A 25,490-nucleotide genomic window follows, 5' to 3' on the forward strand; every position below is an offset into this window, starting at 1 on the left:
AGTATTTATACCAGTTTAGGTTGCCCCAGAAGAACGTGGAAACCCTGAGTCCAGAAAAACGGTTCGTTGCCGCAGCAACGAACCAGTTCAGGGGAACTTATACAGGAGACTCCAGCCGCATTTCCGTCCGAGCATCAAACATATGCAGCTTTTCTTTAATGTAAGACACATGAACCTGCGTGCCTTCAGCGATATCAGGCCGGTCGAGTGTGAAGATTTTAAGGCTGTCTTGTCCAACACGCACATGAACCAGCGTGGAAAGACCCATGGGTTCAATCAGATCCACAGTTGCCGGCAGACTTGCAGGCCCTTCCTCTACAATCATTAGATGTTCTGGTCTTACGCCCAGAATGACGTCCATCCGATCCTTCAAACCCGAGCTTTCCGGCAGAATAATCTGGTGTCCCTGATCTGTCTGAAGGTGATACCCGTCACCAGATGCCGAGGCTGTGCCCTTAATAAAGTTCATGGCTGGAGAGCCGATGAATGATGCCACAAAAACATTGGCTGGCTTGTCGTAGATTTCCAGCGGCGTACCAACCTGCTGAATATATCCATCATGCATGGCGACGATTCTGTCAGCCATGGTCATGGCTTCGATCTGATCGTGCGTCACATAAATAGACGTGGCATTGAGCTTGCGATGCAACTTGCGGATTTCCGAGCGCATTTGCTCGCGAAGGCGCGCATCCAGGTTGGAAAGCGGCTCATCGAACAAAAACGCTTGCGGGTCACGCACAATCGCCCGCCCCATGGCTACACGCTGACGTTGACCGCCGGAGAGTGCTTTGGGGCGCCGTTCCAGAAGACCGTTCAGACCAAGAATACTGGAGACACCGTTAACTGCACTGGCGATCTTTTCCTTCGGTGATTTGCGAAGGGTCATCGCATAGCTGATGTTTTCCTCCACACTCATATGCGGGTAGAGCGCGTAAGACTGGAACACCATGGCGATGTCCCGGTCACGGGGCGGCAGATCATTTATGATCCGCTCGTTGATGGAGATAGAACCTGAAGTCACTTCCTCCAACCCCGCGATCATGCGCAGCAAGGTCGACTTTCCGCAGCCAGATGGTCCCACCAGTACAATGAACTCGCCATCCTGAATATTCAGGTCGATCCCGTGCAGAACAGCGGTGTTTCCGTAGGATTTGGTTGCCTCAGAAATTTGAATAGAAGCCATAGGGTACCTCGTTATCCTTTGACCGCACCGGCGGTAAGACCCTGCACCAGATAACGCTGGATGAGGAAGAAGAAGATTGCCGCTGGAATGAGCGCCAGAAAGCCCGCCGCCATCATCTGCCCGAAATCGACAGAGAACTTGGAGACGAACGTGAGCAAACCAACCGGGAAGGTCACTGCATCCGGACTGCTGACCAACATGAGCGCAAAGAGCAGCTCGCTCCACGCTGCGGTGAACACAAAGCCAAGCGTGGCTGCAATGCCCGGCAGGGTGAGCGGGAAGATGATCTTCACCAGCGCCCCAAAGCGGGTATTGCCGTCAATCATGGCTGCTTCTTCAAGGTCTTTGGGAATGCCATCAAAAAACGACTGCATCAAAAACGTTGCAAACGGCACGTTGAACGCGGTGTAGACCACCACAAGGCCGAGCAGACTGTCCGTCAGCCCCAGCGGCGTGAGAATGCGGAAGATCGGTGCAATCAGCATGACCAGCGGGAACATCTGTGTGACCAGCATCAGCACGATGATGACTGCCTTACCGCGATAATGAAACCGTGAGAATGAATAGCCTGCCGCCGCTGCAATCAGCGTGGAAATGAAAGCGGTTGAGCCTGACACGATAGCCGAGTTGATAAAGAACTGCGGAAAGTCCGTATCTGTCATCACCTGCGTGAAGTTGGTCCACGTCATTTCTGAGGGCCACATGCGGATGCCCTCTGAGTAAAGCAGTTTAGTCGGTGTCACCGCGACCTTGAACAGCCAAAAAAGCGGAAACAGCGCAAAGAACAGATAGCAGGCGAGCAGGCCGTAATGAACACTCCAGTCCACCACCCGTTGGCCCTTTGATTTTGCATAGTATGCCATAACAGAGCCTCAGGTTTCGCGCAGCAGACTGCGTCTGATGAAGATGGTGGAGACGGCATAGGCCATCAACAGAACCAGCAGCACAGCCGCAATTGCGGAGGCATAGCCAAAGTCCAGACGACGGAAAGCCTGCGTGAAAATATAACTGGAAACGATCTGTGTTGAATCTGCGGGACCACCATTGGTCATGACGATGATGAGATCCGCAAAGTTGGCGATCCAGATGGTGCGCAGCATCAACGTTATTGCGATGGTCGGCGCCAGAAACGGCAGCGTGATGCTGACAAATTGCTGCTTGCGGCTCGCGCCATCGATGGATGCGGCCTCGTAAATCTCACCTGGAATGGATTGAAGCGCAGCCAGCAAAGTGATCGCAAAAAATGGGATACCGAACCAAATGTTGGCAACGATGGGTCCCCACATGGCGAGGTCAGGATCTGACAGAATATTGGTTGGTTCGCTCAGGATGCCGAGCGCAAACAGCCATTGGGGCAGGGGGCTGATGACCGGATTGAACATCCACGCCCAGTTGAGGCCAGACAGGAATGCAGGCACCGCCCATGGCAGAAAAACAAGCGACTGGATGATACGCCGTCCCGGAAAAGTGCGATTGAGCAGCAGAGCGAGCGTTAACCCCAGAAAGAACTGAAAGAACAGTGAGCTGACTGTCCACCAGAAGGTATTGTAAAGGGCGTTATGGAAGTTCTGGTCGTGCCAGACCGCCTCAAAATGCGCAAAGCCCACATAACCGCCACTGAACGGATTGAGGATGCGGATGTCTCTGACTGTGTAGGTCAGGCCAACCACCAGCGGCACCATCATCACAGTCACCAACAACACAATGGCAGGGGCTGCGTAAAAGTAGGGCTCAAATCGGGATAGGAATCTGCGGGAAGTCACACCCTGCCGACTGGCAGGGTGTGTTCCAAGGTCTGTGGCAGCTGTCATCACTGTTTAGCCAGCCACTTTTTCTGTGCTGTTGTGAGGTAATCCCCCCACTCCTTGCCAAGCTCTTCCGCAGACTTGCGACCCAGCAGAGCCTCCTGACTGGTGCGGATGGAGATGGAATCTTTGAAGAACGCAAATTCTTCAAGATGTGTTGGCATTGTCAGCGGGTGGACGTCCGGATCGGACAGCTCTTCAAACCAGCCAGCAAACTGCGGCGTGTTGTAGTGCGGATCACTTTCTGCATCTTTGTAGATCGGCAGAGTTCCCACACGCTTTGACCACTCAAGGTTCGCATCACGGCTTTGAAGCTTCGCAATCAGCTTCCAGGAGGCGTCTTTGTCTTCGCTGTCAGCAAACATGGACCAGCCCGCATACCCGATGGTTGGGTAGGCCTTGCCATTTGGACCTTTTGGCATGGTGGTCACACCGAAATCATTCGGGTCCATGCGCTGCGAAATGCCAATCAGTGCATCCGGGTCCTGATCAAGCATGGCACATGTGCCGGAGTAAAAGCCTGCCACGATCTCGTTGAAGCCCCAGTTCAGGCTGTCTTTTGGTGCAAGACCATCCTGATAGAGGTCCACCATGAACTGTGCACCCTTGATCCACGCATCCGTGGACATGATGCTGTTGCCTTCCTCATCAAAGAACTGATCTGTGCCAGCTGCCGTTGCCCCAAACACGGCCCAGCCATTCAAACCGCCAGAGCCACCGCGCAAACAGAAGCCGTACTTGCCTGGAAGAGCTGATACTTTTTCAGCTGCATCACGGAAGTCATCCAATGTCACAGGTGGTTTTTCAACACCCGCTTCCTTGAAGAGCTTCTTGTTGTAGAACATGGCGCGCAGATAGAAACCGTAGGGCAGCATGTAAGCTGTACCGGAACCACTGCGTGCCATCTCAATGGTGCGGGCATTCAGCTTGTCGGTGCCATCCCAGCTCTTCAGGTAGGGCTCAAGGCTTTCCAAAGCGCCGTTATTGGCATAAAGCGCAGCCCATGTGTCTGGCATTTCAACCACATCCGGTGTTTGACCAGCAGAAACCATGGTCGCGAATTTCTCGAAAGCCTGTCCCCAAGGTAACGAGATGATTTCGACATTGGTGCCCGGGTTTTCCGCTTCAAACTGCGAAACAATACTCTGCAAAACCTTGGTACGTTCCGGGCTTGTGATCACTTCCACCAGTCGAAGATTGGTTTCAGCAGCTGCCGGACCTGCAATAGCTGTTGCCACAAGACTTGCGGCCAATAATTTCTTCAAACTCATAATTGCCTCTCCTCTAGCAATGTTATTCTGATGCTGCCCCTAACGCTTCTTCGAGGTCCCCCCAGAGATCCTCAGGGTCTTCAAGGCCAACATTCAGGCGAACGACGTGCGGTGACACGCCAAAGAATGCGGTTGAGTTTGGTCCTCCCGATTGAATGAGAGAGGCCTGCGCAGGGCAAATCAGGCTTTCATGCCCGCCCCAACTCACACCCATTTTGAAAATTTTCAGGTGGTTACACAGTGCTTCGACGCTGACATTGTCTGCCAGTTCAATTGAAAAGAGACCGGAAGTTCCACGCAGGCCAGGATGGGCCTTATTCTGGAACGCCGGATGAAAAACAGTTTTCACGCGAGGATGTTCGGCCAGTCGCTTGGCAATCTCCATCCCAGCTTGCTCATGGGCTTTCATACGGATTGGCAGTGTCCGCAGGCCGCGCAACAACAACCACGCCTCAAACGGTGCGATCTTGCTGCCCAGATACTGGGTCACTTCCCCGCGGATTTGCGCCACACGCGCAGCAGACGTAGCGATCACCCCCGCAACCACATCACTGTGGCCGCTGATGTACTTGGATGCAGAATGGACCACAATATCGCAGCCCAGTTTGATCGGATTCTGGAAGATGGGTGAAGCCCAGCTGTTGTCAATGATCGTTGTGACACCGGCTTCCCTGGCCCGTGCGCACAACGCTTTCACATCATGGGCCTCCATGATCCAGCTGGTCGGGCTTTCCAGATAAAACAGAGCATGCCCGGGCAAGGCAGCTTCAACCGTCGCCAGATTGCTGCCATCGATGTAATCAACGCTCACACCAAATTTGCGCAGGAAGATTTCAAAGAAACGGAAAGTATCTGGATAAACATGTTTGACGGACAGAATCCGGTCACCGGGTTTCACCACAGACAGGATGGCTGATGAAATAGCGGCCATACCACTGGAAAGCGCCAGCGCATCTTCAGCACCTTCCAACTTGGCGATCTTCTCCTCAAAGGCGCGAACGGTTGGATTGATACCGCGCGTGTAAACCGGGCGATTGATCTTACCCGAGAAGGTGTCACACATCTCCTGATAGGAGGAGAACGTGAAAAGCGAGTTTTGAAAGATCGGTGGCACAACTGCATCCGCAAAGGATGTTTCATCATGCGCCACGATTGTTGCTGTGTCCTCCCCCCACAGGTCGATCATACTGCGTCCGTTTCCTGTGCCATTTGCACAATATCTTCTTCAACCACGCTCAAAATTTCCAAGGTATGTTTGCGGGCCATCTCCGTGTCTCCAGCGGCAATGGCGTCAAATAATTGCCGGTGAAATGGAAAAGACCGTCCGGCAAAATCTTTGCGGTCGAACGGCATATCAAAAAAGCTCTCAAAAGATTCCCGCATCTGCTGCAACAACTGCTCAAACAGCGGATTGCCTGCAGCGCGGTAAATAGACAGGTGAAACTCAAGGTCTTCCGGGCCGGCTGTCCCATTAAGGTGATGGACCGACTCCATGTGCTCTAACTTGGTGCGCATCTCGTCAATCTCTTCCGACGTCGCCCGCTTGGCTGCCAGAATAGAGGCTTCAACTTCAAGCGCCCGGCGCACTTCCAGCGTTTGCAACAGGCCATCGCGCTTGGTTGCAATAGACAGTGGCAGATAAACGGTTTTCTCGGAGAGCGGGCGCTTCAAGTATGTCCCTGACCCACGGCGGATCTCCACGATCCCCAACGCTTGCAAATGGCGGATCACCTCACGAATGGACGAGCGGCCAACCTTCAGGCCGTTCATCAACTCTCGTTCCGTGGGCAATCTGTCACCGGGTTGCAAGCCTTCCTCCACGATGAAATCTGTCAGCGACTGCAGAATTGCGTCGCTTCTGTCCTCGGTCTTGATTGGCCGAATTTTATTATTGGATGGGCTTGGCACATTAGGCTCCGCACAGATGTCTATTTGATTTCGTCTGCCATCAGACGTCAGACCAATTTTAGAAACAGGAATCTGCGCTTGTAAATACCTACTGTGCACAACCACTGATTTACCGCAGCGCACCCAGAGGGAAACCTGTGAGATATCAGATAGCTGCAGCGGATATATTAATGTGGTAGAAGGCGGATGGTTTGGAGGGCGTTTTAGAAAAGATTGGCCTGCACGGACGAAGACTCGTCCATTGCAATTGGTAATAAAATCAATCTGAAGGCTTCAGCTCACAAACACGAGCCGCACAATATTTTAAGAAACGCTTTCTAGTTCAAGCCTAATGCATGCTTCCGCCTGAGCTCTTTTTCAGAATATCAGTCAGCACATGAGACGGTACAGGCAGCATGACCTGACCGAGGGATTTGAGGGTCTCGGCGAAGTTCGCAGCGGCCTGTTCTACTTCTTCGCATCTTTGCGGACAGGTAATGTGCTGCAGGCACAGTTCAACGGTGTCGACATCATGTTGCAAGCCTGCAATCAGTCCCATGGTCAGGCATTCTTCGACACAAAGGTGCTGAGAATCATAAGGGTAGGAGCGTAGCGGGCAGGCTGCGCAGCGTTTTAGTGTACGTACGTATTGAGACAGACTGGCGAGCGCTACTCCTGCATTTTGATGACCGAGAACTTCGCTATAAAGGTCCCATGCCATTTCCCAGGGTGTGATGGAACCTGTCTCGAAACCGGATGACCAGCGGCGATACCCTTCCAGAACCAGTCGTTCCGGTTGACGTTCCAGGTAAACATCATTTGCCCCAACATCCATGGCCAGCGCCTCTTTCGTGCATCTGGCGATTGCATCACATCGCCAGCAATTTAAACATGAGTATCATAGTATAGTTTAATTGAGCATGGATGTTCAAGCAACAGTTTCACCTCACCAAGCATTTTGCGGTTGAGATCGCTTTGATGCACAGGAAGGTTGTGTCCACTGGCAAACCGGGAGGCGTCACGTCTCCCGGTTCTTTTGTGAGGTAAGATCAGAGCCCTGTTAGAACCATGTGCGGTTCGCCATCAGAGGTCTTTTCACTCGTCATGCCATCCGCATTTACGGTGCAAGTCACTCGTTGCCGATAAGCGGAAAAGCTCTTGAAACTCACCACATCAACCGGCTCATCAAAGTGCAGTGTCAACCGTACCCGATGGGCGGCGACGGAGCTTTGAACGCCTAGAACTTCGGCAGCAAACCGCCGTCCAAGATACTTACCGGCAACCCTGTCACCGGGCCGCAGAAACGACACAGGTGGACGGTTGCCAACGGCAGCATAAAGGGTGTTCCAGTCCTTATAGCCTTGTTGGCGAGCAATAAGCTCCAGTGTCTGGGAGTGCGAAATTGCTTCGCCGCGTTTTTCCAGCGCAGCACGCAATTGCTTCGCTTGCGTTTTTAACGCGGAAAGGGAAGGAAGAGATCCGTTCATTTCATAGCCTCAAACTATGCGGGATCAACTTGATGGAGCTCGCATTGCCACCAACCCGCTTGTCTGGGCTGAAGTCGCATCTTTTGTTTCAGGCTTCACCATGAGCATAGCTCTGCGAGCGGCAGGGGCCTGATCCCTCGCCGCGCAACCTACAGAGGATGGGTGTTGCTGTCAAACCAAGGTTCTGTACGCCTAGTAAAACTTACCACGGGCTGTCACCTGCCAAAGCGTTTCCACGACACCGTCACGTACACCCACATACCAGTCATGCAGGTTACAGGTCGGGTCGCAATGCCCAGGAACGAGCTTGATCTTATCGTTGATCTTCAACGAGTTTTGCGGATCCTTCAGGACGCCATGCTCATCTGAATAATCAAGACTTTGCAGGTCAGGTCTCTCAAACACAGTCGGCAGCCCGGAATCGATGCTGTGTGCCTTCAGCCCTGCATCGCAAACGGCTTGCCCATCGATGTCAGTGGACATGATCGAAGCCAGCAGGAACAGGGCATGCTCAAAAGCAGGTAAGTGCTTGCCATCTTTGTCTTTCACTTTGCGGTAGTCCGCATCCATGAAGAGATAGGACCCGCATTGCAACTCGTTGAACACACCGGAGGCTGCTTCAAACGGGTATGAGCCAGTCCCTGCGCCGCCAACGATATCACAGTGGATCTCTTTGCTTTCCAGCAGGTCTACAGCATCCTTGGTGATCGTGATTGCCGTATCCAGCAGCGCTTTTCGATCAGCGTAATCAAAGGCATGTTGCGCAGCGCCCTGATAAGACTGAATGCCCGCAAACCGTAAGTTGGAGGCTGCAATGATTGCAGTTGCCAGCTCCAACACAGCAGCACTATCTGCCACGCCGCACCGGGCACCTCCGCAATCCAGTTCCACCAGAACTTCCAGCTGTGTTGCGTGTTTGACTGCAGCTTGTGAAAGATATTCAATATTTGCCAGATTGTCGGTGCAGACTAGGATACGTGCACCAAGCTTGGGAAGCTGTGCCAAACGATCAATCTTGTAAGGATCGCACACTTCGTTGGACACCATAATGTCTGTGAGACCCGCTTTCGCCAGAGCCTCTGCTTCGCTCACCTTTTGGCAGCACACGCCGCAAGCATTGCCTCGCTCTATCTGTAGTTTTGCAACTTCAGCAGACTTATGCATTTTGCAGTGCGCCCGATGGCGAACACCATACTTGGCAATCTCATCACGCATTTTCAGCAGGTTATGATCAAAAGCATCAAGATCAACAATCAAAGCAGGCGTTTGCACGTCGTCCAGCTTCATTCCCGGTAGGGCAGGGATGTCATAGCCAAGCGTGTACTGGGAAAGATCAGAGGTCACAGCGAAGTCCTTGCAGCAGGCATGAGTTCAGTAAGAACGAAACTGAACAGTTAGAACGGCAGAAGCAATGCACCACACACCGCTTCCGCCTGCAAGTCTAGCTCGCCTTGATGTAGCGAATCTTGCCACCTGTCGAAATCGTTTCAGCCGCCCGCAATATGGATTGGGTGTCGATGCCGTAATGAGCATAAAGATCGGCAATGGTGCCAGTCTGACCAAAGTGCTCTACGCCAAGAGTGCGGATTGTGTTGCCTTTCACCGCACCAAGCCATGCAAGGGTAGCAGGGTGCCCATCCAGCACTGTAATGAGCGAGCAATTGTTCGGCACATCATCAAACAAGCGCTCAATGTGGCTGCGTGCATGCATTGCCCCACGGTCCCGAGCGCGCTGCGCAGCTGTCCAACCAGCATTGAGGCGGTCGGCAGACGTGATTGCCAGCAGACCAACATCACGGCGGTCTTCCGCCATCATCCCAACAGCGTTGATTGCCTCCGGTGCGACGGCACCCGTGTAAGCGATCACAACTTCCGCATTCGGTCCCGGCTTGCGCAGCCAATAGGCTCCATCGACAATGTCCTGTTCGTCTTCAGGTGAGATCGTCCGTTGGGGCTGCTCCAGCGGGCGGGTGGACAGGCGCAGGTAGATGGAACCTCCTGTCTGATCCCGCAACCATGTGCGCTCATCAGGATCGCCTTCACCATCGCGCTGCATGTAATCAAATCCAAAGCGCATGATGGTTGCCAGCTCATCGACGAAGGCAGGTTCAAACGCGGCAAGCCCGTCCTGAGCCATGCCAATCAACGGCGTGCTGATGGACTGGTGTGCCCCACCTTCCGGTGCCAACGTCACACCGGATGGTGTTGCCACCAACATGAAGCGGGCATCCTGATAACAAGCATAGTTAAGCTGGTCAGCCGCACGAAGTATGAACGGATCATAAACTGTGCCAATGGGCAGCAAGCGCTGACCGTTGATGCTGTGAGACAACCCAAGTGCTGAAAGGAGGAGGAACAGGTTGGATTCTGCAATACCCAGCTCGATATGCTGGCCTTGCGGAGAAAATGCCCATTTGAAAGTGGAGGGGATCCGTTCAGCCTTAAACGTATCCGCCAGTTCTTCCTTGGCAAACAACCCCCGTTGGTTGACCCATGGGCCAAGATTGGTGGAGACCGTCACGTCTGGCGCGGTCGTTACAATATGCTTGGCAAGCTCTTCATCCTGCTTGGAAATTTCATGCAGAATCTGACCGAACCCCATCTGCGTGGAAAGCATCTTCTCTGCTGCATTGGGTGCCGGCAATTTTGCCGGTACAGGCACCGTTTTCGCAGAATAGCGACGGCTGCCTTTTGAGAAGAAGGGAGCTTCAGTCACGAAAGTCTGAAGGTTGTGCGGGTCAGATGTGCTTTCCCACTTGTCCCACTCATGCCCTTCGCGAATGCCTTCCAGCTTGCGGTATTCTTCCATCTGCCTGGAGGTCATCAGGCCTGCATGATTATCTTTGTGCCCTGCCAGCGGCAAGCCAAAGCCTTTCACGGTGTAGCACAGGAACAAGACAGGGCGATCATGGGTCTTGGCACTCTCAAACGCCTCAATCAGAGACGGCAAATCATGACCTCCCAGATTGCACATGAGCTTGGACAGCTCAGCATCACTGCGCCGATTGATCAGCTCGTTGACCTCGCCCTGATCTCCCAAATCATCCAGCAGTCGCTTACGCCATGCTGCCCCGCCTTGATAGGCCAGGGCGCAGTAAAGCTGATTGGGGCACAGATCGATCCAATCGCGCAGTTTGCTGCCACCTGGTTCTTTGAAGGCTTCTTCCTGTAGGCTCCCGTATTTGAGCGTAACGACTTCCCAGCCGAAATTGCGGAAGATGCTCTCAAACTTCTCCCAAAGGCCTTCGCGGATCACTGCATCCAATGACTGACGGTTATAATCCACGATCCACCAGCAATTGCACAGGCCATGTTTCCAGCCTTCTAGCAGTGCCTCGTAGATGTTGCCTTCATCCATTTCCGCATCGCCAACCAGCGAGATCATACGACCTTCCGGCGCTTTGTTAAGCCCGCCATGCGCCTTCACATAGTCTTGCACCAGTGATGAAAACAGCGTCTGCGCGACCCCAAGGCCAACAGAGCCAGTTGAAAAATCAACGTCATCAATATCCTTGGTGCGAGAGGGGTAAGATTGAGCGCCATGAAACCCACGAAAATTCTGCAGTTTCTCTAGAGTCTGGTTCCCGGCCAGATACTGAATGGCATGGAAGATTGGCCCGGCATGCGGCTTCACCGCCACCCGGTCTTGTGGGCTCAAACTATGGAAATAGAGCGCAGTCATGATGGTGCTGATAGATGCACAAGACGCCTGATGGCCGCCAACTTTCACATCACCAACGTCAGAACCGCGGAGATGGTTGGCATTGTGAATGGTCCAGGAGGCAAGCCATCGCACTCGGCTTTCCAGCGTACCCAAAGTATCCAGTGAAGCTGCGCTCATTAAACTCCCCGTCGGTTTCATTGGAATATTTTTATTCCGCGAGGCTATCAGATTGCCTTGAGAATTAATCTCTTGAGCCAACTGATATACCTTCATGAATAAGGGAAATTTTTGAGCTTTGATCGAATTTAAGGAAAATACTTCCACCTAACCTATTCGTAATGCACTTTTCAGCTCATATGCTACGTAGATTCACGGCTGACCTTTTGCGGGGAGTGCGGTCTTTGAGCGCCTCAACAACAAAGGCACAACGAAGGTCAGCAGCAGCAGGCGGAAGACGTGGTGGGCGGCGACGAAGGTGGGGTCGAGACCGCTTTGCACGGCGATGGCAGCCATAGCCTCAACACCGCCTGGAGCGAACGCAACGAACAACAGGCTTGGGTCCAGTCCAACCAGTGGCATCACCAGCACGACCCCGAGGATTGCCATACCAACTGTGATGAGCGTAACCACAATGCCCGCGCCTATGGCTTTGGCGAAAAGGTCAAGACTGGCACCTTTGAAGCGGGTTCCAATCAAAGCCCCCATCACCAGAAATGAGCTGAGCGTCGCCCAATCCGGCATTTTGCCGGGTGTGAGTGCACTCACGTGCCCCAGAGAAGACACAAGCATCCCACCGAGCAGATAGGCGGCGGGGAGTTTCATCTTCAGGAAGATGGTTCCAACGACAGCCGCTCCGAGCAACAGATAGACAGCTGAGAGTAGACTGATGTTTTGCACGGGCAGGAAGGAAGCGCCTGTTTCCTCAAAAAGCAGCGAGACAAAGAGCGGAACACAGATGGTGAGAAACAAGACCCGCGTGCTTTGTGCAAGCCCGATGCGGGTGACGTCCGCCTTGCTATCTGCCGCCATGCTGAGGATGTAGCTCAAGTGCCCCGGTGAAGATGCAAGTGAGGCGTTATAGGCATCAAACCCGAAAAACCGTACCAGGATCGCACGGCTGATCAGCATGCTCAGGATAAGACTGATCCCCAGTGCCAAGAAGCTCGCAGGCCATGTAATCGCGGCATCGATAACGGCAGGCGACACACCAGAACCAATGCTCGTACCCAGAACAATGAAGCAGAGCGTGCGCAACCAGAGCGGAACGATGACGGGCGCGCCCAGCAAGCCACCGAGCGAAACGGCAAGAGCGGAACCGGTGAGGGGAGCTGCCGGGAACCCGAGGAGAGAAAAAAGACCAGCCCCTGCGCCTGCAATGGCAAGCGTTATGGACAGATTGGACCAGTCTTTCTTCTCAATTGCCAAAACTCAGTTTCCCAGCTGCGGTTTGATCAGTCGCTTTCGGCGACTTCCAATTCCTGCTTGCGCACACGGCGGGCACGGATGGTTGGTAAAACGACCAGAATAACAGCCAGAGCCAGCAAGCCCATGGTCATCGGGCGTTCCATGATAAAGCTAATCCCATCATATAGCTGCATAGACCGGGAGAAATTATCTTCCAGCATGCTGCCCAGAATGAACCCAATCAGCAGTGGCGCGAGCGGATAGTTGGCAAAGCGCAGGAGCGTTGCACATACACCAAAGCCCACGAGCATCAGCAGTTCCGTTGCATTGTTTTGTCCAATATAGGCACCCATGAGGGTGAAGAACAGAATGAACGGAATGAGGTAGTTGCGCGGCACAGCCAGCACTTTGGCGATGTAAGGGATGAGCGGCAGGTTCAGGATCAACAAGATCACATTGCCCACATACATGGAGATGATCACGGACCAGAAAATCTCCGGCTGATCGATCATCAGGCGCGGTCCCGGCGAGACATTCAAAGCGATCAGGGCGCCGAGCAGGATCGCCGTTGTCCCGGAACCCGGAATGCCAAGGGTCAACAGAGGAACGAAGGAACCAGTACATGCTGCGTTGTTCGCAGATTCTGGAGCAGCAAGGCCTTTGATAGAGCCTTTACCGAACTCAGCCTGTTCTTCCTTTGGTGCGATGTTGCGTTCCACTGCATAGCCGAGGAAAGACGCGATTGTTGCGCCAGCTCCCGGAAGAACCCCAATAAGGAAGCCTTGAATAGACTGGCGACCAATCACTGGCGCAATCTTCTTGGCCTCTGCTTTTGTGATGCGCAGATCCTTGATGTCACCACTACTTCCACCAGAGTTTGAACGGGACGGGTCCAATACAAGGAACAATGCTTCTGGTAAGGCGAACATGGCCATAGCAAGTGTGATGAACCCGAAGCCGGATTGCAGATCTAGTATACCCATGGTGAAGCGCGGTTGGTTGAACAACGCCCCTTCACCAACGGTTGCCATCATCAGGCCCACCAACGTCATGAGCAAGGCTTTGCCCACCTGTCCGCTACCAGCAAAAGCAGCGATTGCGGAAAGACCGACGACCATCAATGCGAAGTATTCAGCAGAATGGAAGAGCAGCGCGACGGATGCGAGCGCAGGTGCAAAAATCATCAGCAAGATTGCGCCGATGCTGCCACCCGCGAAAGAAGCAATCGCCGCAACTGTCAGCGCTTTGCCTGCCTTGCCTTGGCGAGCTAAAGGGTATCCATCGAAGCTTGTTGCAACAGTGGATGCCACGCCCGGTGCGTTGATGAGGATGGAGGACGTGGAGCCCCCAAAGATCGCGCCGTAATAAACACCTGCGAGCAGGATCAAGGCTGCGGAAGGGTCACCGATAGAGATCGCTACAGGGATCATGATGGCGATGATAGACATGGGTCCAAGACCCGGCAACATGCCGATGAACGTGCCGATCAGACAGCCGCCGATCACCATTAAAAGATTAGAAAACGAGAAAGCCGTCGAGAGGCCAACCCAAATACCGTCTAACATCGTGGCCTCCTAGTTGAAAAATGTTGGAAGAGGGCTGAGGTAAATACCCAGTGTTTGCTGAACCAGATACCAGACACCACCAGCGGCAACAGCTGCAACGGGCACCAGGATCACAAAACGCCGTTCTCCGAGCAGAGCAGCCGAGATCACTAAAAAGAGCAGGGTGGAGAGCAGGAAGCCAGCGGGGCGCAGCAACAAAGCGTATCCCGCCATCAGAACCAGCAGGAACACGGCCTGACCGATGTTGTAATCCCACAATCTGCTGAAATCGATCTCGTCTGCATCTGAATCTGCAGGCTTTTTCTCAAACCCGAGCAAAATGGCGAGGCTTGTGATTGCAGCCAGCACCGCAATGACTTTTGGAAACGTGCTCGGCCAGATTGGGTTAAACCGCATAAACGGTGGCAAACCAGCGTCCATCAGAAAAAACGCGGTGTATCCATAGCTTAAACTCACTGCCAGAATGACAAGTGCAATCCATCGGTCCAGTGCCATCATCCCCTCCCGTTGGCGTGACAAGTGGATGCGCTGCCAAGAGCGCATCCATTTATTCTTATTGATTTAGAGGAAGCCCAGCTTCTTCATGAGATCACCGATGGTCTTTTCCTGACCTTCAAGGAACGCGTGGAAGTCTTCACCAGAGTTGTGGATGTTGACCCAGCCATTACGTGCGCGCACTTCTTCCCACTCAGGGGTATCGTACATCTTCGCAAGGGCTTCCTGATAGGCAGCCACCTGTGCCTCTGGCAGGCCCGGTGCGCCGAAGAAACCACGCCAGTTGACGAAGGTGGTGTCGATGCCCTGTTCCTTCATGGTTGGCGCATCTTTGTAGGCTGCAACGCGCTCATCAGCAGTGACGCCAATGATTTTCACTTCGCCCGCGTTGGCAAGATCAATCGCCTCGGAAAAGCCAGTAGAAAGTGCGGAGATTTCGCCAGAAAGCAGCGCCGCCATGGCCTTACCGCCCGCATCATACGGAATGTACTTCACCATAGTCGCATCTTCGCCAGCTGCTTCCATCACCATGGCCGCAACAAGGTGATCCATACCGCCTGGGACAGAACCACCACCAATTGCAGTACCACGCTTGTCAGCTTTATAGGTTGCCAGCAGATCACTCATGGAGTTGATTGGGCTGTCCTTGCCAACCACGATGGCTGCATAATCGCCAATGGTGCCTGCAACCAGTGTCAGATCACGGAAGTTGTGTGGGAATACGCCAGTCAGTGAGCGGATCACGATTGGCGTAGAATTCACCATCAAAGTGCCGTGCTGGCTTGCAGCGTTCTCGATCAGATAACCGATGGCCTTACCACCGCCACCGCCGGACATGTTTTCGAAAGAGGCCGTGCCTGCAAGCCCGGACTTGGTCAGTGCTTCGCCTGTACCGCGTGCAGTGCCGTCCCAGCCACCACCAGCACCGCCTGGAATGAGGAAGTGAATGCTATCAACCACAGGCTCCGCAATTGAAGCCGTTGGCATGGAAAATGTCATCGCAGCCAAAGCCGCTGCCGCAACCACGCGGCGCGCCCGAATAAAACTCATTGTGTCCTCCCATTTGACAAGGGCAGCATTTGTCACCCATGACTTACGTGAAAACACGGAAACCTGACACAAACCTGTCACCTCCTTGATTTTTTGGGGAAGCAAAAGATGAGATTTCTTCTCGTTGAAGATAACGCCAAGCTGGCGACATCCATTGTCGAACGATTGACATTGGATGGTCATGTTGTTGATCACGCTGCTGAAATATCTACTGCCGAGGACTACATCTCGACAGCAGATTACGACATGATTTTGCTCGATATCATGCTTCCGGATGGCGATGGGCGAGATTTTCTAAATGAACATCGAGGCCGTCAGGATGACACTCCGGTGATCGTTTTGACAGCACGTTCAGAGGTCTCAGACAGAGTAGGGGTGCTCGATCTCGGGGCTGATGATTACATCACAAAACCCTTTGATTTCTCGGAGTTAGAGGCAAGATGCCGTGCTGTCATACGGCGGAGATCCGGCGGAGTGACAAATGCCAAGCGATTCGGCGATCTGGTGTTTGATTCACTGGCTGGCACACTCAAAATTGGCAGCAAAACAGTAAGCCTGCGCAACAAAGAACTGCGTCTTTTGGAGATATTTTTCGGTGCACCGGACGTTATTTTCTCAAAAACAAAGCTTGTAGACAGATTATTTTCTTATGACGAAGACGTCTCGGAAAATGCCATTGAGGTCTATGTTGCTCGTTTACGCAGGCATATTTCATCTTCCTCAGTCCAGATTATCACCGTGCGTGGACTGGGGTATCGGTTAAGCCTGACATGAACTCTGGTGCCAACATATCCGGCTCAATCCGCCGCCGCCTGACCCTACAGCTCCTCGGCATTGCTGCCGTGCTTGCAGCCCTGCTGTTTGTGATGGTGATGACCTATGCCAAGCAGGTCGCAGAAGAATCTCAGGACAACATCCTGTCGGCCTCCGCCACGTCTATTTTGGACAGTGCAGCAATTCAGAGCGGGGAGGTGACGGTCGATATTCCTTACTCCGCACTCTCCATGCTTGGCAATGTGAGTGATGACCGCGTGTTCTACCGCGTTGTCGTCAATGGAAAGTACCTCACCGGATATGAAAGCTTACCCATTGCCAAGGCATCAAAAGGGCAGGACAGTCACAGGTTCATCACCTCTCATTACCTAGGTGAGAGCATTCGTATGGTCTCCGCCACACGCCGTCTTTCTAACGCATCCGGCCCTGTTGAAGTCACTGTATCTGTGGCTCAAACACTGAAGCGTCAGCGAGAGACACTGGAGCGCATCTCTGCGAATGCTGCCTATCTCGGTTTCGGGTTCTTTATTGCAGCTGCCGTGCTAGGTGTTTTGACAGCTCAATCAGCTGTGCGCCCTGTCCAGACATTGGCAAACTCTGTCTCTAAAAGAGGGCCGCAGGATCTGAGGGCAGTACAAGCCCCAGTGCCGGGTGAGATGGCACCGCTTGTGGTGGCGCTCAACCGGTTCATGGCACGGCTTAAGAAGTCACTCACACGCTCCGAAGAGTTCATCGCAGAAGCTGCTCACCGCATCCGCACGCCGCTTGCAGTGCTGCGAACGCAAGCGGAAATTGCCTTACGCCGCGTGGAGCGACCAGAAAACAGAGCGGCTTTGAAAGAGATGATCCGGGCCATTGACGAGAGTTCACGCGCAGCAGGCCAGTTGCTGGATCACGCCATGGTTTCCTTCCGCACGGACCATCTGGAGGTCAAGGACATCAACCTGCTGGACCTGGCCGAGGAAACCCTTGAACGGCTGCGCCCACTGGCAGAGATGCAAGATAAAACCCTGAGCTCGCATGGTGAGGAAACGACGCTGATCTCCGGAGATGCGATCCTTATCCAAAACGCGCTGAGCAACATTTTAGACAATGCGATCAAGTACGCCCCGCAGGGCGAGGACGTACAGGTTGTCGTTACCTCCGAAGACAATTGGGTTGTGTTATCGGTTTATGACCAAGGCCCGGGCTTTGCTCCGGAAGACATAGACCAGTTGACGGAACGGTTCTCTCGCGGCAAAAACGCCGAAGACACGGTCGGTTCCGGGCTTGGGCTTACAATTGCCGAAGAGGTGACACAAGCTCATGGCGGACACCTGAAACTTTCGAACAGAAAAAATGTCAGAGGCGCATGCGTATCCTTCTATTTCCCTCAGTCCTGATCGTGTTGCTGGCCTCATTGCTTTCCGCAGGTGCCTACGAGATTGAACAGCACAAAGTGTTTCCCGCTCCGCAAGAGGGCGCGAATCTGCGTATTATCTCCAACTCAGACATCGACATTTTCTCGCCCATGGTGGTAGCGTTTCAACGCAAATACCCTAGCGTTTCTATAGACTACACTGTTGTCAGCAGCACCGAGTTGATGACAGCTCTTTATGATGAAAAACAGGTTTTTGACGTTGCCATATCATCCGCTATGGACCTGCAGGTGAAGTTGGCGAACGACGGTTTCACCCTGCCGCACAACTCCTCAGTCGCCGGTTTGATGCCGGACTGGGCCCGCTGGCGCAATCATGTATTCGCCTTCACGCAGGAACCAGCTTCGGTGGTCTATTCCAAATCCGCCTTTGCAGGATTGGAAGTTCCAACATCACGGCAAAATTTGATTTCAACTCTGCGCAACCATCCGGAACGCTTCCTCAACAAAGTCGGCACCTATGACATCCGCCAGAGCGGCCTTGGTTTTCTGTTTGCCACGCAAGATGCCCGCACATCAGACACTTTCTGGCGTCTGAACGAGGTAATGGGCTCCTTGAATGCCCGTCTCTACTGCTGCTCCGCTGATATGATTTCTGACATCACAAAGGGCGATCTGGCCGTTGCCTACAACGTGCTCGGCTCCTACGCCTCTGCACGGGCCGCCAGTGATCCTGATATCGGCATTCTCGAACTGGAAGATTTCACCACACTCATGCTGCGCTCTGCCATCATTCCAGCGGGGGCAGAACAACCCGAAATCGCGGGCGCCTTCATAGATCATTTGATCACTGCATCCTGGAGCGAGGAGGGGGCTGACTACTACCCCTATCCAAAACTCAACCGCAACGAGATTGCCCCAAACCTATCCCTACGGGCCATCCGCCTTGGACCAGGTCTGTTGGTTTATCAAGACAACCTGAAACGGCAACACTTCCTTCAGGAATGGCAAAACGCGATCATTCAGCAGTGAGATAAACCAAATCAGAAGATGGAGGATTTGGTCGCTCAATCCTCTTTCACCTTGTCAGAGTTTGTGGCAAGAGGCTGCCTCTAAACCCAGCTGAGTGAAAGCCACCAATGCCTGTAGAGATCCGCCCACTGAAGAATTCAGATGCCCCAGACTGCGCACGCGTGTTTTATGAGGCCGTCACGATCGGAGCAAAGGAGCATTACTCCGAGGAGCAGCTCGCCGCATGGGCTGGGCCTGCACCCGCACCAGAGCGTTGGTCTGCCAAACTCCACGATATGACTGGCTTTGTTGCTGTCAAAGATAAGTCAGTAATCGGTTTCATGACCATCGATGCAAAAGGTTATGTGGAATTCGCATTCACCAGCCCCTACCACACCCGCCAAGGTGTCGGCACCGCCATCTATGACCAGTTGCAAAACTGGGCGGAACAGCGCAACATCTCCACCCTTTCAGCAGACATTAGCGTGGCTGCAAAAGCTTTCTTCCTTCACCAAGGCTGGCAAGTTGAGCGCGAGCAAGCACCCGTTGTTCGAGGAGTAGCGCTCACAAACTTTCTCATGACAAAGACCTTGGCCGCGTAAAGCCTAACAATACCCACCAGAGTTCCTGCGATATTCACGTGGTGTCATGTCTGCAGCAGGCTCAAATCGAATAACTGACCGGCTTTGAGTTGCACTCCCAAGCACTCGCTTTTATCAGTATAAGATAAGAATGATATTTGAATTTTTTCCGATACTCATGATTGCGCGCACTCAAGCCATTGAATTTATGCTGTATTTCGCAGAGTGAGGTTGTTTTGTCTGATGTTACCTTAAAGGCTAAATGGGGACAGATCAGCCTCCTGTTTTCAGCCAACTTTTTGTCTTTATTGGGAAATGGCCTGTCTGCAATCGCAATACCGTGGTTTGTCTATGACCTGACGGGCAACGCTGTCATCACTGCAACAATCGCCATTGCCGGACAGCTTCCAAACATCGTTGTCGGTCTCTTCAGCGGGCCGTTGATCGACAAGTTCTCTGCCAGAACCACCAGTATTTTCTGCGATACAGTAAACGCCTTCGCCGTACTTTTGATACCGCTGCTATACTCCGTTGATCTGCTGGATCTTGCCCTCCTTGGATTTCTCGTCTTCCTCTCGCAGGTCATCGATGTTCCCGGACAAACCGCAAAAAACGTTATGATCCCGGCGTTGATTGATCGAGAAGGCTTGCCTCGCGAACGGGTGAACGGAATGAACTCGCTTCTTGAGACTGTGGCTGACCTTCTAACCCCATCGATGGCTGGCATCCTGATCGCCGCCTTTGGCGCGACCACAGTCCTGATCTTAGACTCACTGAGTTTCCTGATGGCGCTTATGATTGTATCCATAGGCATCAAAGCCACTCGTCAGCAAGACGCAGCTAATACAAATAAACAGCCAGTGAAAGAAGTCTGGAAATGGATACTCTCAACTCCGGGCATCTTAAAGCTCGGCCTTTATGACTTGATCATCAATACAGTGGCGGTCTCCTTGCTTTCATTGACCTTGCCAGTTCTGGCAAATTCAAATGACAAGCAAGCAGTCTTGCTTGGAATCTGGCTCACATGCTTTGCCTGCGGAACCACACTCACAACACTGGCCTACACGTTTCTGGGCCACAGAGTGTCCTCACTCAGGCTCCTGCAACTCACACCCATCGGACAAGCACTTGGCCTAGCCTTGCTGCTCTGGATGTTAAGTACGGATTGGACAAGCGGCAATGTCGAGACCGCGGCAATCGTCATTTCACTGGGAATGTTTGTGTATGGTGTGAACTTGGGCGTTGGTAGCGTCGTGGATGCGACCGTACTTCAAAAACTCGTTCCCGAGGACAAACGCGGCACAGTCTTCTCCGCCTTCTCCTCCCTACGCTACACAGGCGTCCCCCTAGGCCTCTTCCTCACCGGAATCCTCCTGGAACAAAACAACCCCACCCTCCTCTTCACCACCTTCATCGCCCTCCTAACAATAAACTCACTGCTTTGGGTAAGAGGGGCAAGTGAGATTTAAGGCGCAGAACTAAGGTTCCATAATGTCGATTCTGCGAGATGAAACTATCAACATATACGCGCTACTTTGAAATGCACTTCCTTATTAAACCAATAGGTTATCAATAAGACGGATTTAATCATGGGAGCAGAATACCAGCATCTTACACCGGCTGAACGGGTCAAAATTGAAACTTGCCAGCTTGCGAATATGCCAGTCACTACAAGAGCGCGTACTCGTAGTCGCCATCGGTCAACTGTATTTCGTGAGCTCCAAAGACTACTTTGAAGACAAAGAACTGCCAGACGTGATTGAGCATTTCGGTGTAGCCGCTTACAAGGAGACACAAAGTTGCCGTTCAAGGTAGCGTAAACTCATCTGTTGCAGCAGGCTTTGTAACAACTATGGTTGAGCGCATTGTAGATGGGTGGACCCCGGAACAAATTACCCACCGCATGCGTCAAGAGCTGTGGTGGCATTTGCCACTCTCCGCAAATTCCGCCGTCCCTTATCCGTTTGAAAGCGCAGAACCTCTAAGTTTCACCTTGACGTGAGTACGTAATTCCGGTCTGAGAATGTAGCTAATCGCATTGAACTCGGGCACCGGGAGGCAGACTTAATGCTGTCAAGCAACAGTTTGTTCAGAGTAACGACACCTCCCTCATCGAGCGGGTTAGTCGATTCATGGTGCTATAGAGGAGCAGTAGCAAGAAAACCTGACCCGTGGTCAAGACGATGGTTTCCGCGCAAGCTCGACATGCGGTGGGTCCTTGAGCCGGACCTCAAGAAGATCTCCGATCGTCTTATCAACACACCCAGAAGTTCCTTGGGTGGAAGACCCGAGCAAAGCCCTTCGAGAGAAATGATGGCATCATGACCTCAACGCTTACCCGAAAACAAGCAGGAGACGCACTTCAATCATAGCTGTCATCTCAGACCTCAGTAACCTGAACTCTGCCTCGTGTCCCTTAAGAGACCAGATAATCTGCTCGTATAAAGATCTCTATATCTTTTGAGATAAGAACGGTCATGTAGGCTGATTGAGACACCAGCCTACACTAAATCAGTATCAACTTAATACAGCCTTCACTGCTCTTACTGTTGCGGCAACGACTGTGTCTGCTTCTTCGTGTGTTAAGCAGAATGGGGGGGCGAAGCCGAGGATGTCGCCTTGGGGCATTGCGCGTGCGATGACTGCGTCCTGAGACAGCAAGGCTGCGGAGATTTGAGCCCCAATTTTGTCGGATGCCTCGAAGAAACTATGGTCGTCGCGGTCTTTGACAAACTCTACGGCGCAGAGTAATCCCTCGCCGCGTACATCTCCTACATTGGCATGATCACCCAAAGCTTCCTTCATGGATTTGTTGAGATATGCACCAGTGGTTCCGGCCTTCTCAACAAGGTTCAGGTCGTCAAGCAATTTGAGGTTTGCGACACCGGCTGCGGCGCCAATGGGATGAGCTGAATACGTCCAACCATGGCCGATTGGTCCATTTTCATCTGTGCCCTGTTCAAGAACCTTCCAGACCTTGTCTGAGACAATAGAACCGGAGAGCGGTGCGTAGGCGGATGTCAGGCCTTTGGCAATGGTGATGATGTCTGCTTCCAATCCATAATGATCAGAACCAAACATGGATCCGAGGCGCCCAAAACCTGTCACCACTTCATCAGCAATCAGCAGAATATCGTATTTTTTCAAAACGGCTTGAATAGCCGCCCAATAACCCGCTGGTGGTGGAACAATCCCGCCGGTTCCCAGTACCGGCTCGCCAATAAACGCCGCAATCGTGTCGGCCCCTTCTTGCTCAATCAGAGCCTCCAACTCAGCAACACAATGGGCGACAAATTGCTCTTCACTTTGCTCCAAATTGTCACGGCGGAAATAATAGGGAGCCTCTGTATGAATGACCTGTTCGACGGGCAGATCAAACTTCTTATGAAACAGCTCAAGGCCTGTCAGCGAACCAGTAACCAGACCCGAACCGTGGTAGCCACGCCAGCGGGAGATAATTCGCTTTTTCTCCGGCCGACCTAAAATATTGTTGTAATACCAGATCAGTTTGATGTTGGTTTCATTGGCATCTGAGCCGCTCAACCCGAAGTAAACCTTAGACATATTACTCGGCGCACGATCCAAAATCATCTTGGAAAGTGTGATCGAGGCTTCTGTGCCATGTCCGACATAGGAGTGATAATAGGCCAACTCTTTGGCCTGTTCGGCGATTGCCTCAGCAATTTCCTGACGGCCATATCCTACATTCACACAGTACAATCCGGCGAACGCGTCCAGCATTCGGCGCCCTTCACGGTCCTCTATGTAAGAACCTGAGGCAGTCTTGATCACTCGAGTTGACGTTTCACCTCGGGCGTGCTGAGCCAGATGAGTTGAAGGGTGGAAGAAATTCTCCCGATCCCATTGTGCCAGCTGATCGTTTCGTAACATAACTTTCCTCCCTTATGCCCAGTCGCGGCAAACGTATTTAACTTCAGTAAACTCTTCCATGCCCAGTCGTGCGCCTTCCCGGCCCAGACCAGATTGTTTGGTGCCTCCAAATGGAATCGGTGCGCCAGTTACCTTTGTGCGATTGACTGCAACCATTCCGAATTGAAGAGCACGGCTAACCCTATAAATCCTGCGCGGATCATCGCTGTGCAGATAAGCAACCAGCCCATATTCACTGTCATTGGCGCGGGCGATGACTTCCTCTTCACTGTCAAAAGGAGCTATCGCAGCAACTGGCCCAAAGGTCTCTTCACGCATAATGAGGGCCTCAGCGGGCACATCAATAAGCACCGTCGGCTCAAAAAACAGTGGTCCCAATGAATGTCGGGTGCCACCACAGGCAATCTTTGCGCCTTTGGCAACCGCATCGGCGACATGTTCTTCTTGTTTCAGAACAGCTTTTTCGTTCATCAACGGACCAATGTCCGGATCATCCAATCCAGCACCTATGGAAAGAGATTGAGCGGCTTTGGTAAAATTCCTACAAAACTCTTCGTAGATCGGACGCTCAACAAATATTCGGTTCGCCCCCAGACAATCCTGACCGGATGTTGCGAACTTGGATTTTATGGCCTCAGCAACCGCGTTCTTCAGATCTGCCCCTTTAAAGACAATAACCGGAGCATGTCCGCCAAGTTCCAGGATAAGGCGTTTTATGGTGGAGGCGGATTGGCTATAAAGCAGTTTGCCGACAGGGGTAGACCCCGTGAAGGACAGCGCCCGTACGCGGCTATCGCTAGTCCAGGGCTCGACAATTTCTGGAGCTGAGCCAGTCACCACATTAAACACACCTGCGGGAACTCCAGCTCGCTCAGCCAGTTCCGCTAGGGCGAGTGCGCTGTACGGGGTTTCTGCTGATGGGTGGGCAACGATCGTACAACCTGCTGCCAAGGCAGCGGCAGCTTTCCGTGTCAACATCGCACTTGGGAAGTTCCAGGGTGTGATAAGGGCAGCAACCCCAACGGGTTCCCGCCAAAGCTCCACTTCTGCATCTGCTAGATGACTGGTGACGCCTTCAATGTTGGGACGCTTGGCTTCCTCGGCATAGAACTCAACAAACGCTGCACCATACTCTATTTCACCACGGGCTTCTGACAAGGGTTTGCCCTGTTCCAGAACCATGATCCGTGCGAGGTCTTCTTTATGCGTAAGCTGAAGCTCAAACCAGCGTCGCAAAATAGACGCTCGTTCTTGCGGTAGTAATCCCGACCATTTGGGAAAGGCATCTGAAGCTGCAGTCACCGCAGCAGACGATTCATCTGCTGAAAGACCTGCAACATCTCCTAGGTAATCCCCGTTTGCTGGATCAATAACCGCAAATGTCTCATCTGTTTTTGCAGCACACCACTTCCCATTTATGTAGGAAAAGGAACGCACTAGGGCTTTGTCTTGAATGTCCGTCCGTGCAGACAAGGCTGTTTCTGACATGGCGCATCCTCCTTGCTCTACAACAGAATTTGCCTGTTTTTGGCGGAGGATGTGACCGAATGAAGTGTTCGTTACAGAATAATCGTCTGCTAATCGGCCGCGAAAAGAAGATTCAACGGAGGTGCCGCATTTCCCTTTACAGGCTTTGTCACAATGTACGTGAAGTAGCGGGATAACCCGATGCGTGCATCCAGCATGGTGTCGATCAGCCTCTGATAAGCGTCTACGTCTCTGGTCACGATCTGTATCAGATAGTCAAATCCGCCCCCTAATGCCCAGCAAGCCACGACTTCCTCGTAGTTCTGCATGGCTGTTTCAAAGGCGTAAAAGCTCGCAGCCGTGTGGTCCACCAGTTCAGCAGCGACGAAAACAGTGACGTGAGGCCCCAGTTTTTTGAGATTAATCCTTGCACCATAACTTTCGATCAGACCAGATTTCTCCAGCTTCTTCAGCCGGTCCCAACAAGGTGTTGGAGACAATCCGATTCGGTCCGCCAAAGCGGCTTTGGTGATGCGGCCCTCATTTGAGAGTATTCGCAGGATATCTAGATCACGCTGATCAAGTTGCATGCTCATCT

The 25,490-nt window shown here is 52.6% G+C and carries 22 protein-coding genes; 5 read left to right on the forward strand and 17 right to left on the reverse strand.

Annotated elements, in window-relative coordinates:
* Positions 1-97: 97 nt before the first annotated feature.
* The 14 genes from ugpC to PsAD46_RS12250 form a co-directional block, all read right to left on the reverse strand.
* On the reverse strand, positions 98-1,183 hold the full coding sequence (gene ugpC / locus PsAD46_RS12185) for a sn-glycerol-3-phosphate ABC transporter ATP-binding protein UgpC (RefSeq protein ID WP_063306991.1): 1,086 nt from the start codon (positions 1,181-1,183) through the stop codon (positions 98-100).
* A gap of 11 nt (positions 1,184-1,194) precedes the next feature.
* Positions 1,195-2,046 carry a carbohydrate ABC transporter permease gene (locus PsAD46_RS12190; protein ID WP_206599540.1) on the reverse strand — a complete coding sequence of 284 codons (852 nt, stop codon included), beginning with the start codon at positions 2,044-2,046 and terminating at the stop codon, positions 1,195-1,197.
* Positions 2,047-2,055: 9 nt separating this feature from the next.
* On the reverse strand, positions 2,056-2,994 hold the full coding sequence (locus PsAD46_RS12195; RefSeq protein ID WP_063306992.1) for a sugar ABC transporter permease: 939 nt from the start codon (positions 2,992-2,994) through the stop codon (positions 2,056-2,058).
* Positions 2,994-4,253, reverse strand: coding sequence for a sugar ABC transporter substrate-binding protein (locus PsAD46_RS12200; RefSeq protein WP_063307061.1), 1,260 nt, complete (start codon positions 4,251-4,253; stop codon positions 2,994-2,996). The genes PsAD46_RS12195 and PsAD46_RS12200 overlap by 1 nt, the downstream gene beginning before the upstream one ends.
* Before the next feature lie 28 nt (positions 4,254-4,281).
* Complete coding sequence (locus PsAD46_RS12205; protein WP_063306993.1) at positions 4,282-5,445, reverse strand: PLP-dependent transferase; 1,164 nt, start codon at positions 5,443-5,445, stop codon at positions 4,282-4,284.
* Positions 5,442-6,167 carry a FadR/GntR family transcriptional regulator gene (locus PsAD46_RS12210; RefSeq protein WP_063306994.1) on the reverse strand — a complete coding sequence of 242 codons (726 nt, stop codon included), beginning with the start codon at positions 6,165-6,167 and terminating at the stop codon, positions 5,442-5,444. Before PsAD46_RS12210 ends, PsAD46_RS12205 begins: the two co-directional genes overlap by 4 nt.
* 328 nt (positions 6,168-6,495) lie before the next feature.
* Entirely contained in the window at positions 6,496-6,981 is a 486-nt protein-coding gene (locus PsAD46_RS12215) for a hypothetical protein (protein ID WP_063293354.1), read from the reverse strand.
* Positions 6,982-7,195: 214 nt separating this feature from the next.
* Positions 7,196-7,633 carry a glyoxalase superfamily protein gene (locus tag PsAD46_RS12220; protein WP_063293353.1) on the reverse strand — a complete coding sequence of 146 codons (438 nt, stop codon included), beginning with the start codon at positions 7,631-7,633 and terminating at the stop codon, positions 7,196-7,198.
* A 192-nt stretch (positions 7,634-7,825) separates the two neighbouring features.
* A complete protein-coding gene (locus PsAD46_RS12225) occupies positions 7,826-8,977 on the reverse strand; it encodes a DSD1 family PLP-dependent enzyme (protein ID WP_063293352.1) in 1,152 nt (383 codons plus the stop codon).
* 97 nt (positions 8,978-9,074) lie between these two features.
* Positions 9,075-11,474 (reverse strand): transketolase, encoded by a 2,400-nt coding sequence (locus PsAD46_RS12230; protein ID WP_063306995.1) that lies wholly within the window; start codon positions 11,472-11,474, stop codon positions 9,075-9,077.
* A gap of 192 nt (positions 11,475-11,666) precedes the next feature.
* Positions 11,667-12,722 carry an AbrB family transcriptional regulator gene (locus tag PsAD46_RS12235; RefSeq protein WP_063306996.1) on the reverse strand — a complete coding sequence of 352 codons (1,056 nt, stop codon included), beginning with the start codon at positions 12,720-12,722 and terminating at the stop codon, positions 11,667-11,669.
* Between the two features lie 26 nt (positions 12,723-12,748).
* The gene (locus tag PsAD46_RS12240) at positions 12,749-14,266 is read right to left on the reverse strand and encodes a tripartite tricarboxylate transporter permease (RefSeq protein ID WP_063306997.1); all 1,518 of its coding nucleotides are present in this window, start codon (positions 14,264-14,266) and stop codon (positions 12,749-12,751) included.
* A gap of 9 nt (positions 14,267-14,275) precedes the next feature.
* On the reverse strand, positions 14,276-14,761 hold the full coding sequence (locus PsAD46_RS12245) for a tripartite tricarboxylate transporter TctB family protein (RefSeq protein WP_063306998.1): 486 nt from the start codon (positions 14,759-14,761) through the stop codon (positions 14,276-14,278).
* A gap of 66 nt (positions 14,762-14,827) precedes the next feature.
* Entirely contained in the window at positions 14,828-15,811 is a 984-nt protein-coding gene (locus PsAD46_RS12250; protein ID WP_063306999.1) for a tripartite tricarboxylate transporter substrate-binding protein, read from the reverse strand.
* 108 nt (positions 15,812-15,919) lie between these two features.
* Here PsAD46_RS12250 and PsAD46_RS12255 point away from each other — a divergent pair, with 108 nt between their 5' ends.
* The 5 genes from PsAD46_RS12255 to PsAD46_RS12275 all read left to right on the forward strand — a co-directional run bounded on the left by PsAD46_RS12255 (position 15,920) and on the right by PsAD46_RS12275 (position 21,003).
* Positions 15,920-16,585 (forward strand): response regulator transcription factor, encoded by a 666-nt coding sequence (locus PsAD46_RS12255; protein WP_057461447.1) that lies wholly within the window; start codon positions 15,920-15,922, stop codon positions 16,583-16,585.
* Positions 16,582-17,967: a sensor histidine kinase gene (locus tag PsAD46_RS12260; RefSeq protein WP_063307000.1), complete on the forward strand. Its 1,386-nt coding sequence runs from the start codon at positions 16,582-16,584 to the stop codon at positions 17,965-17,967. The genes PsAD46_RS12255 and PsAD46_RS12260 overlap by 4 nt, the downstream gene beginning before the upstream one ends.
* Positions 17,937-18,974 carry an ABC transporter substrate-binding protein gene (locus PsAD46_RS12265; protein ID WP_063307001.1) on the forward strand — a complete coding sequence of 346 codons (1,038 nt, stop codon included), beginning with the start codon at positions 17,937-17,939 and terminating at the stop codon, positions 18,972-18,974. Before PsAD46_RS12260 ends, PsAD46_RS12265 begins: the two co-directional genes overlap by 31 nt.
* 107 nt (positions 18,975-19,081) lie before the next feature.
* A complete protein-coding gene (locus tag PsAD46_RS12270; protein ID WP_063293344.1) occupies positions 19,082-19,555 on the forward strand; it encodes a GNAT family N-acetyltransferase in 474 nt (157 codons plus the stop codon).
* A gap of 215 nt (positions 19,556-19,770) precedes the next feature.
* Positions 19,771-21,003, forward strand: coding sequence for an MFS transporter (locus PsAD46_RS12275; RefSeq protein ID WP_063307002.1), 1,233 nt, complete (start codon positions 19,771-19,773; stop codon positions 21,001-21,003).
* A 1,048-nt stretch (positions 21,004-22,051) separates the two neighbouring features.
* Here PsAD46_RS12275 and PsAD46_RS12280 read toward each other — a convergent pair.
* From PsAD46_RS12280 to PsAD46_RS12290, 3 genes are all read right to left on the reverse strand, one after another.
* Positions 22,052-23,425, reverse strand: coding sequence for an aspartate aminotransferase family protein (locus tag PsAD46_RS12280; protein WP_063307003.1), 1,374 nt, complete (start codon positions 23,423-23,425; stop codon positions 22,052-22,054).
* Between the two features lie 12 nt (positions 23,426-23,437).
* Entirely contained in the window at positions 23,438-24,913 is a 1,476-nt protein-coding gene (locus PsAD46_RS12285; protein ID WP_057464128.1) for an NAD-dependent succinate-semialdehyde dehydrogenase, read from the reverse strand.
* 89 nt (positions 24,914-25,002) lie between these two features.
* Positions 25,003-25,488, reverse strand: a complete 486-nt coding sequence (locus PsAD46_RS12290) for an Lrp/AsnC family transcriptional regulator (protein WP_244271778.1) — start codon at positions 25,486-25,488, stop codon at positions 25,003-25,005.
* Between the last annotated feature and the right edge of the window lie 2 nt (positions 25,489-25,490).

Source organism: Pseudovibrio sp. Ad46 (assembly GCF_001623065.1).
In the GTDB taxonomy this organism is placed as follows: Bacteria; Pseudomonadota; Alphaproteobacteria; order Rhizobiales; family Stappiaceae; genus Pseudovibrio.

What these genes read in the sequence shown, in the direction of transcription:
- PsAD46_RS12205 (WP_063306993.1), bottom strand. Translation starts at nt 5,445, where the DNA reads ATGATCGACCTGTGGGGGGAGGACACAGCAACAATCGTGGCGCATGAT.
- PsAD46_RS12270 (WP_063293344.1), top strand. Translation starts at nt 19,082, where the DNA reads ATGCCTGTAGAGATCCGCCCACTGAAGAATTCAGATGCCCCAGACTGC.
- PsAD46_RS12290 (WP_244271778.1), bottom strand. Translation starts at nt 25,488, where the DNA reads ATGAGCATGCAACTTGATCAGCGTGATCTAGATATCCTGCGAATACTC.
- PsAD46_RS12285 (WP_057464128.1), bottom strand. Translation starts at nt 24,913, where the DNA reads ATGTCAGAAACAGCCTTGTCTGCACGGACGGACATTCAAGACAAAGCC.
- PsAD46_RS12265 (WP_063307001.1), top strand. Translation starts at nt 17,937, where the DNA reads ATGCGTATCCTTCTATTTCCCTCAGTCCTGATCGTGTTGCTGGCCTCA.
- PsAD46_RS12195 (WP_063306992.1), bottom strand. Translation starts at nt 2,994, where the DNA reads ATGACAGCTGCCACAGACCTTGGAACACACCCTGCCAGTCGGCAGGGT.
- PsAD46_RS12230 (WP_063306995.1), bottom strand. Translation starts at nt 11,474, where the DNA reads ATGAGCGCAGCTTCACTGGATACTTTGGGTACGCTGGAAAGCCGAGTG.
- ugpC (WP_063306991.1), bottom strand. Translation starts at nt 1,183, where the DNA reads ATGGCTTCTATTCAAATTTCTGAGGCAACCAAATCCTACGGAAACACC.
- PsAD46_RS12240 (WP_063306997.1), bottom strand. Translation starts at nt 14,266, where the DNA reads ATGTTAGACGGTATTTGGGTTGGCCTCTCGACGGCTTTCTCGTTTTCT.
- PsAD46_RS12280 (WP_063307003.1), bottom strand. Translation starts at nt 23,425, where the DNA reads ATGTTACGAAACGATCAGCTGGCACAATGGGATCGGGAGAATTTCTTC.
- PsAD46_RS12250 (WP_063306999.1), bottom strand. Translation starts at nt 15,811, where the DNA reads ATGAGTTTTATTCGGGCGCGCCGCGTGGTTGCGGCAGCGGCTTTGGCT.
- PsAD46_RS12220 (WP_063293353.1), bottom strand. Translation starts at nt 7,633, where the DNA reads ATGAACGGATCTCTTCCTTCCCTTTCCGCGTTAAAAACGCAAGCGAAG.
- PsAD46_RS12190 (WP_206599540.1), bottom strand. Translation starts at nt 2,046, where the DNA reads ATGGCATACTATGCAAAATCAAAGGGCCAACGGGTGGTGGACTGGAGT.
- PsAD46_RS12245 (WP_063306998.1), bottom strand. Translation starts at nt 14,761, where the DNA reads ATGGCACTGGACCGATGGATTGCACTTGTCATTCTGGCAGTGAGTTTA.
- PsAD46_RS12215 (WP_063293354.1), bottom strand. Translation starts at nt 6,981, where the DNA reads ATGGATGTTGGGGCAAATGATGTTTACCTGGAACGTCAACCGGAACGA.
- PsAD46_RS12260 (WP_063307000.1), top strand. Translation starts at nt 16,582, where the DNA reads ATGAACTCTGGTGCCAACATATCCGGCTCAATCCGCCGCCGCCTGACC.
- PsAD46_RS12255 (WP_057461447.1), top strand. Translation starts at nt 15,920, where the DNA reads ATGAGATTTCTTCTCGTTGAAGATAACGCCAAGCTGGCGACATCCATT.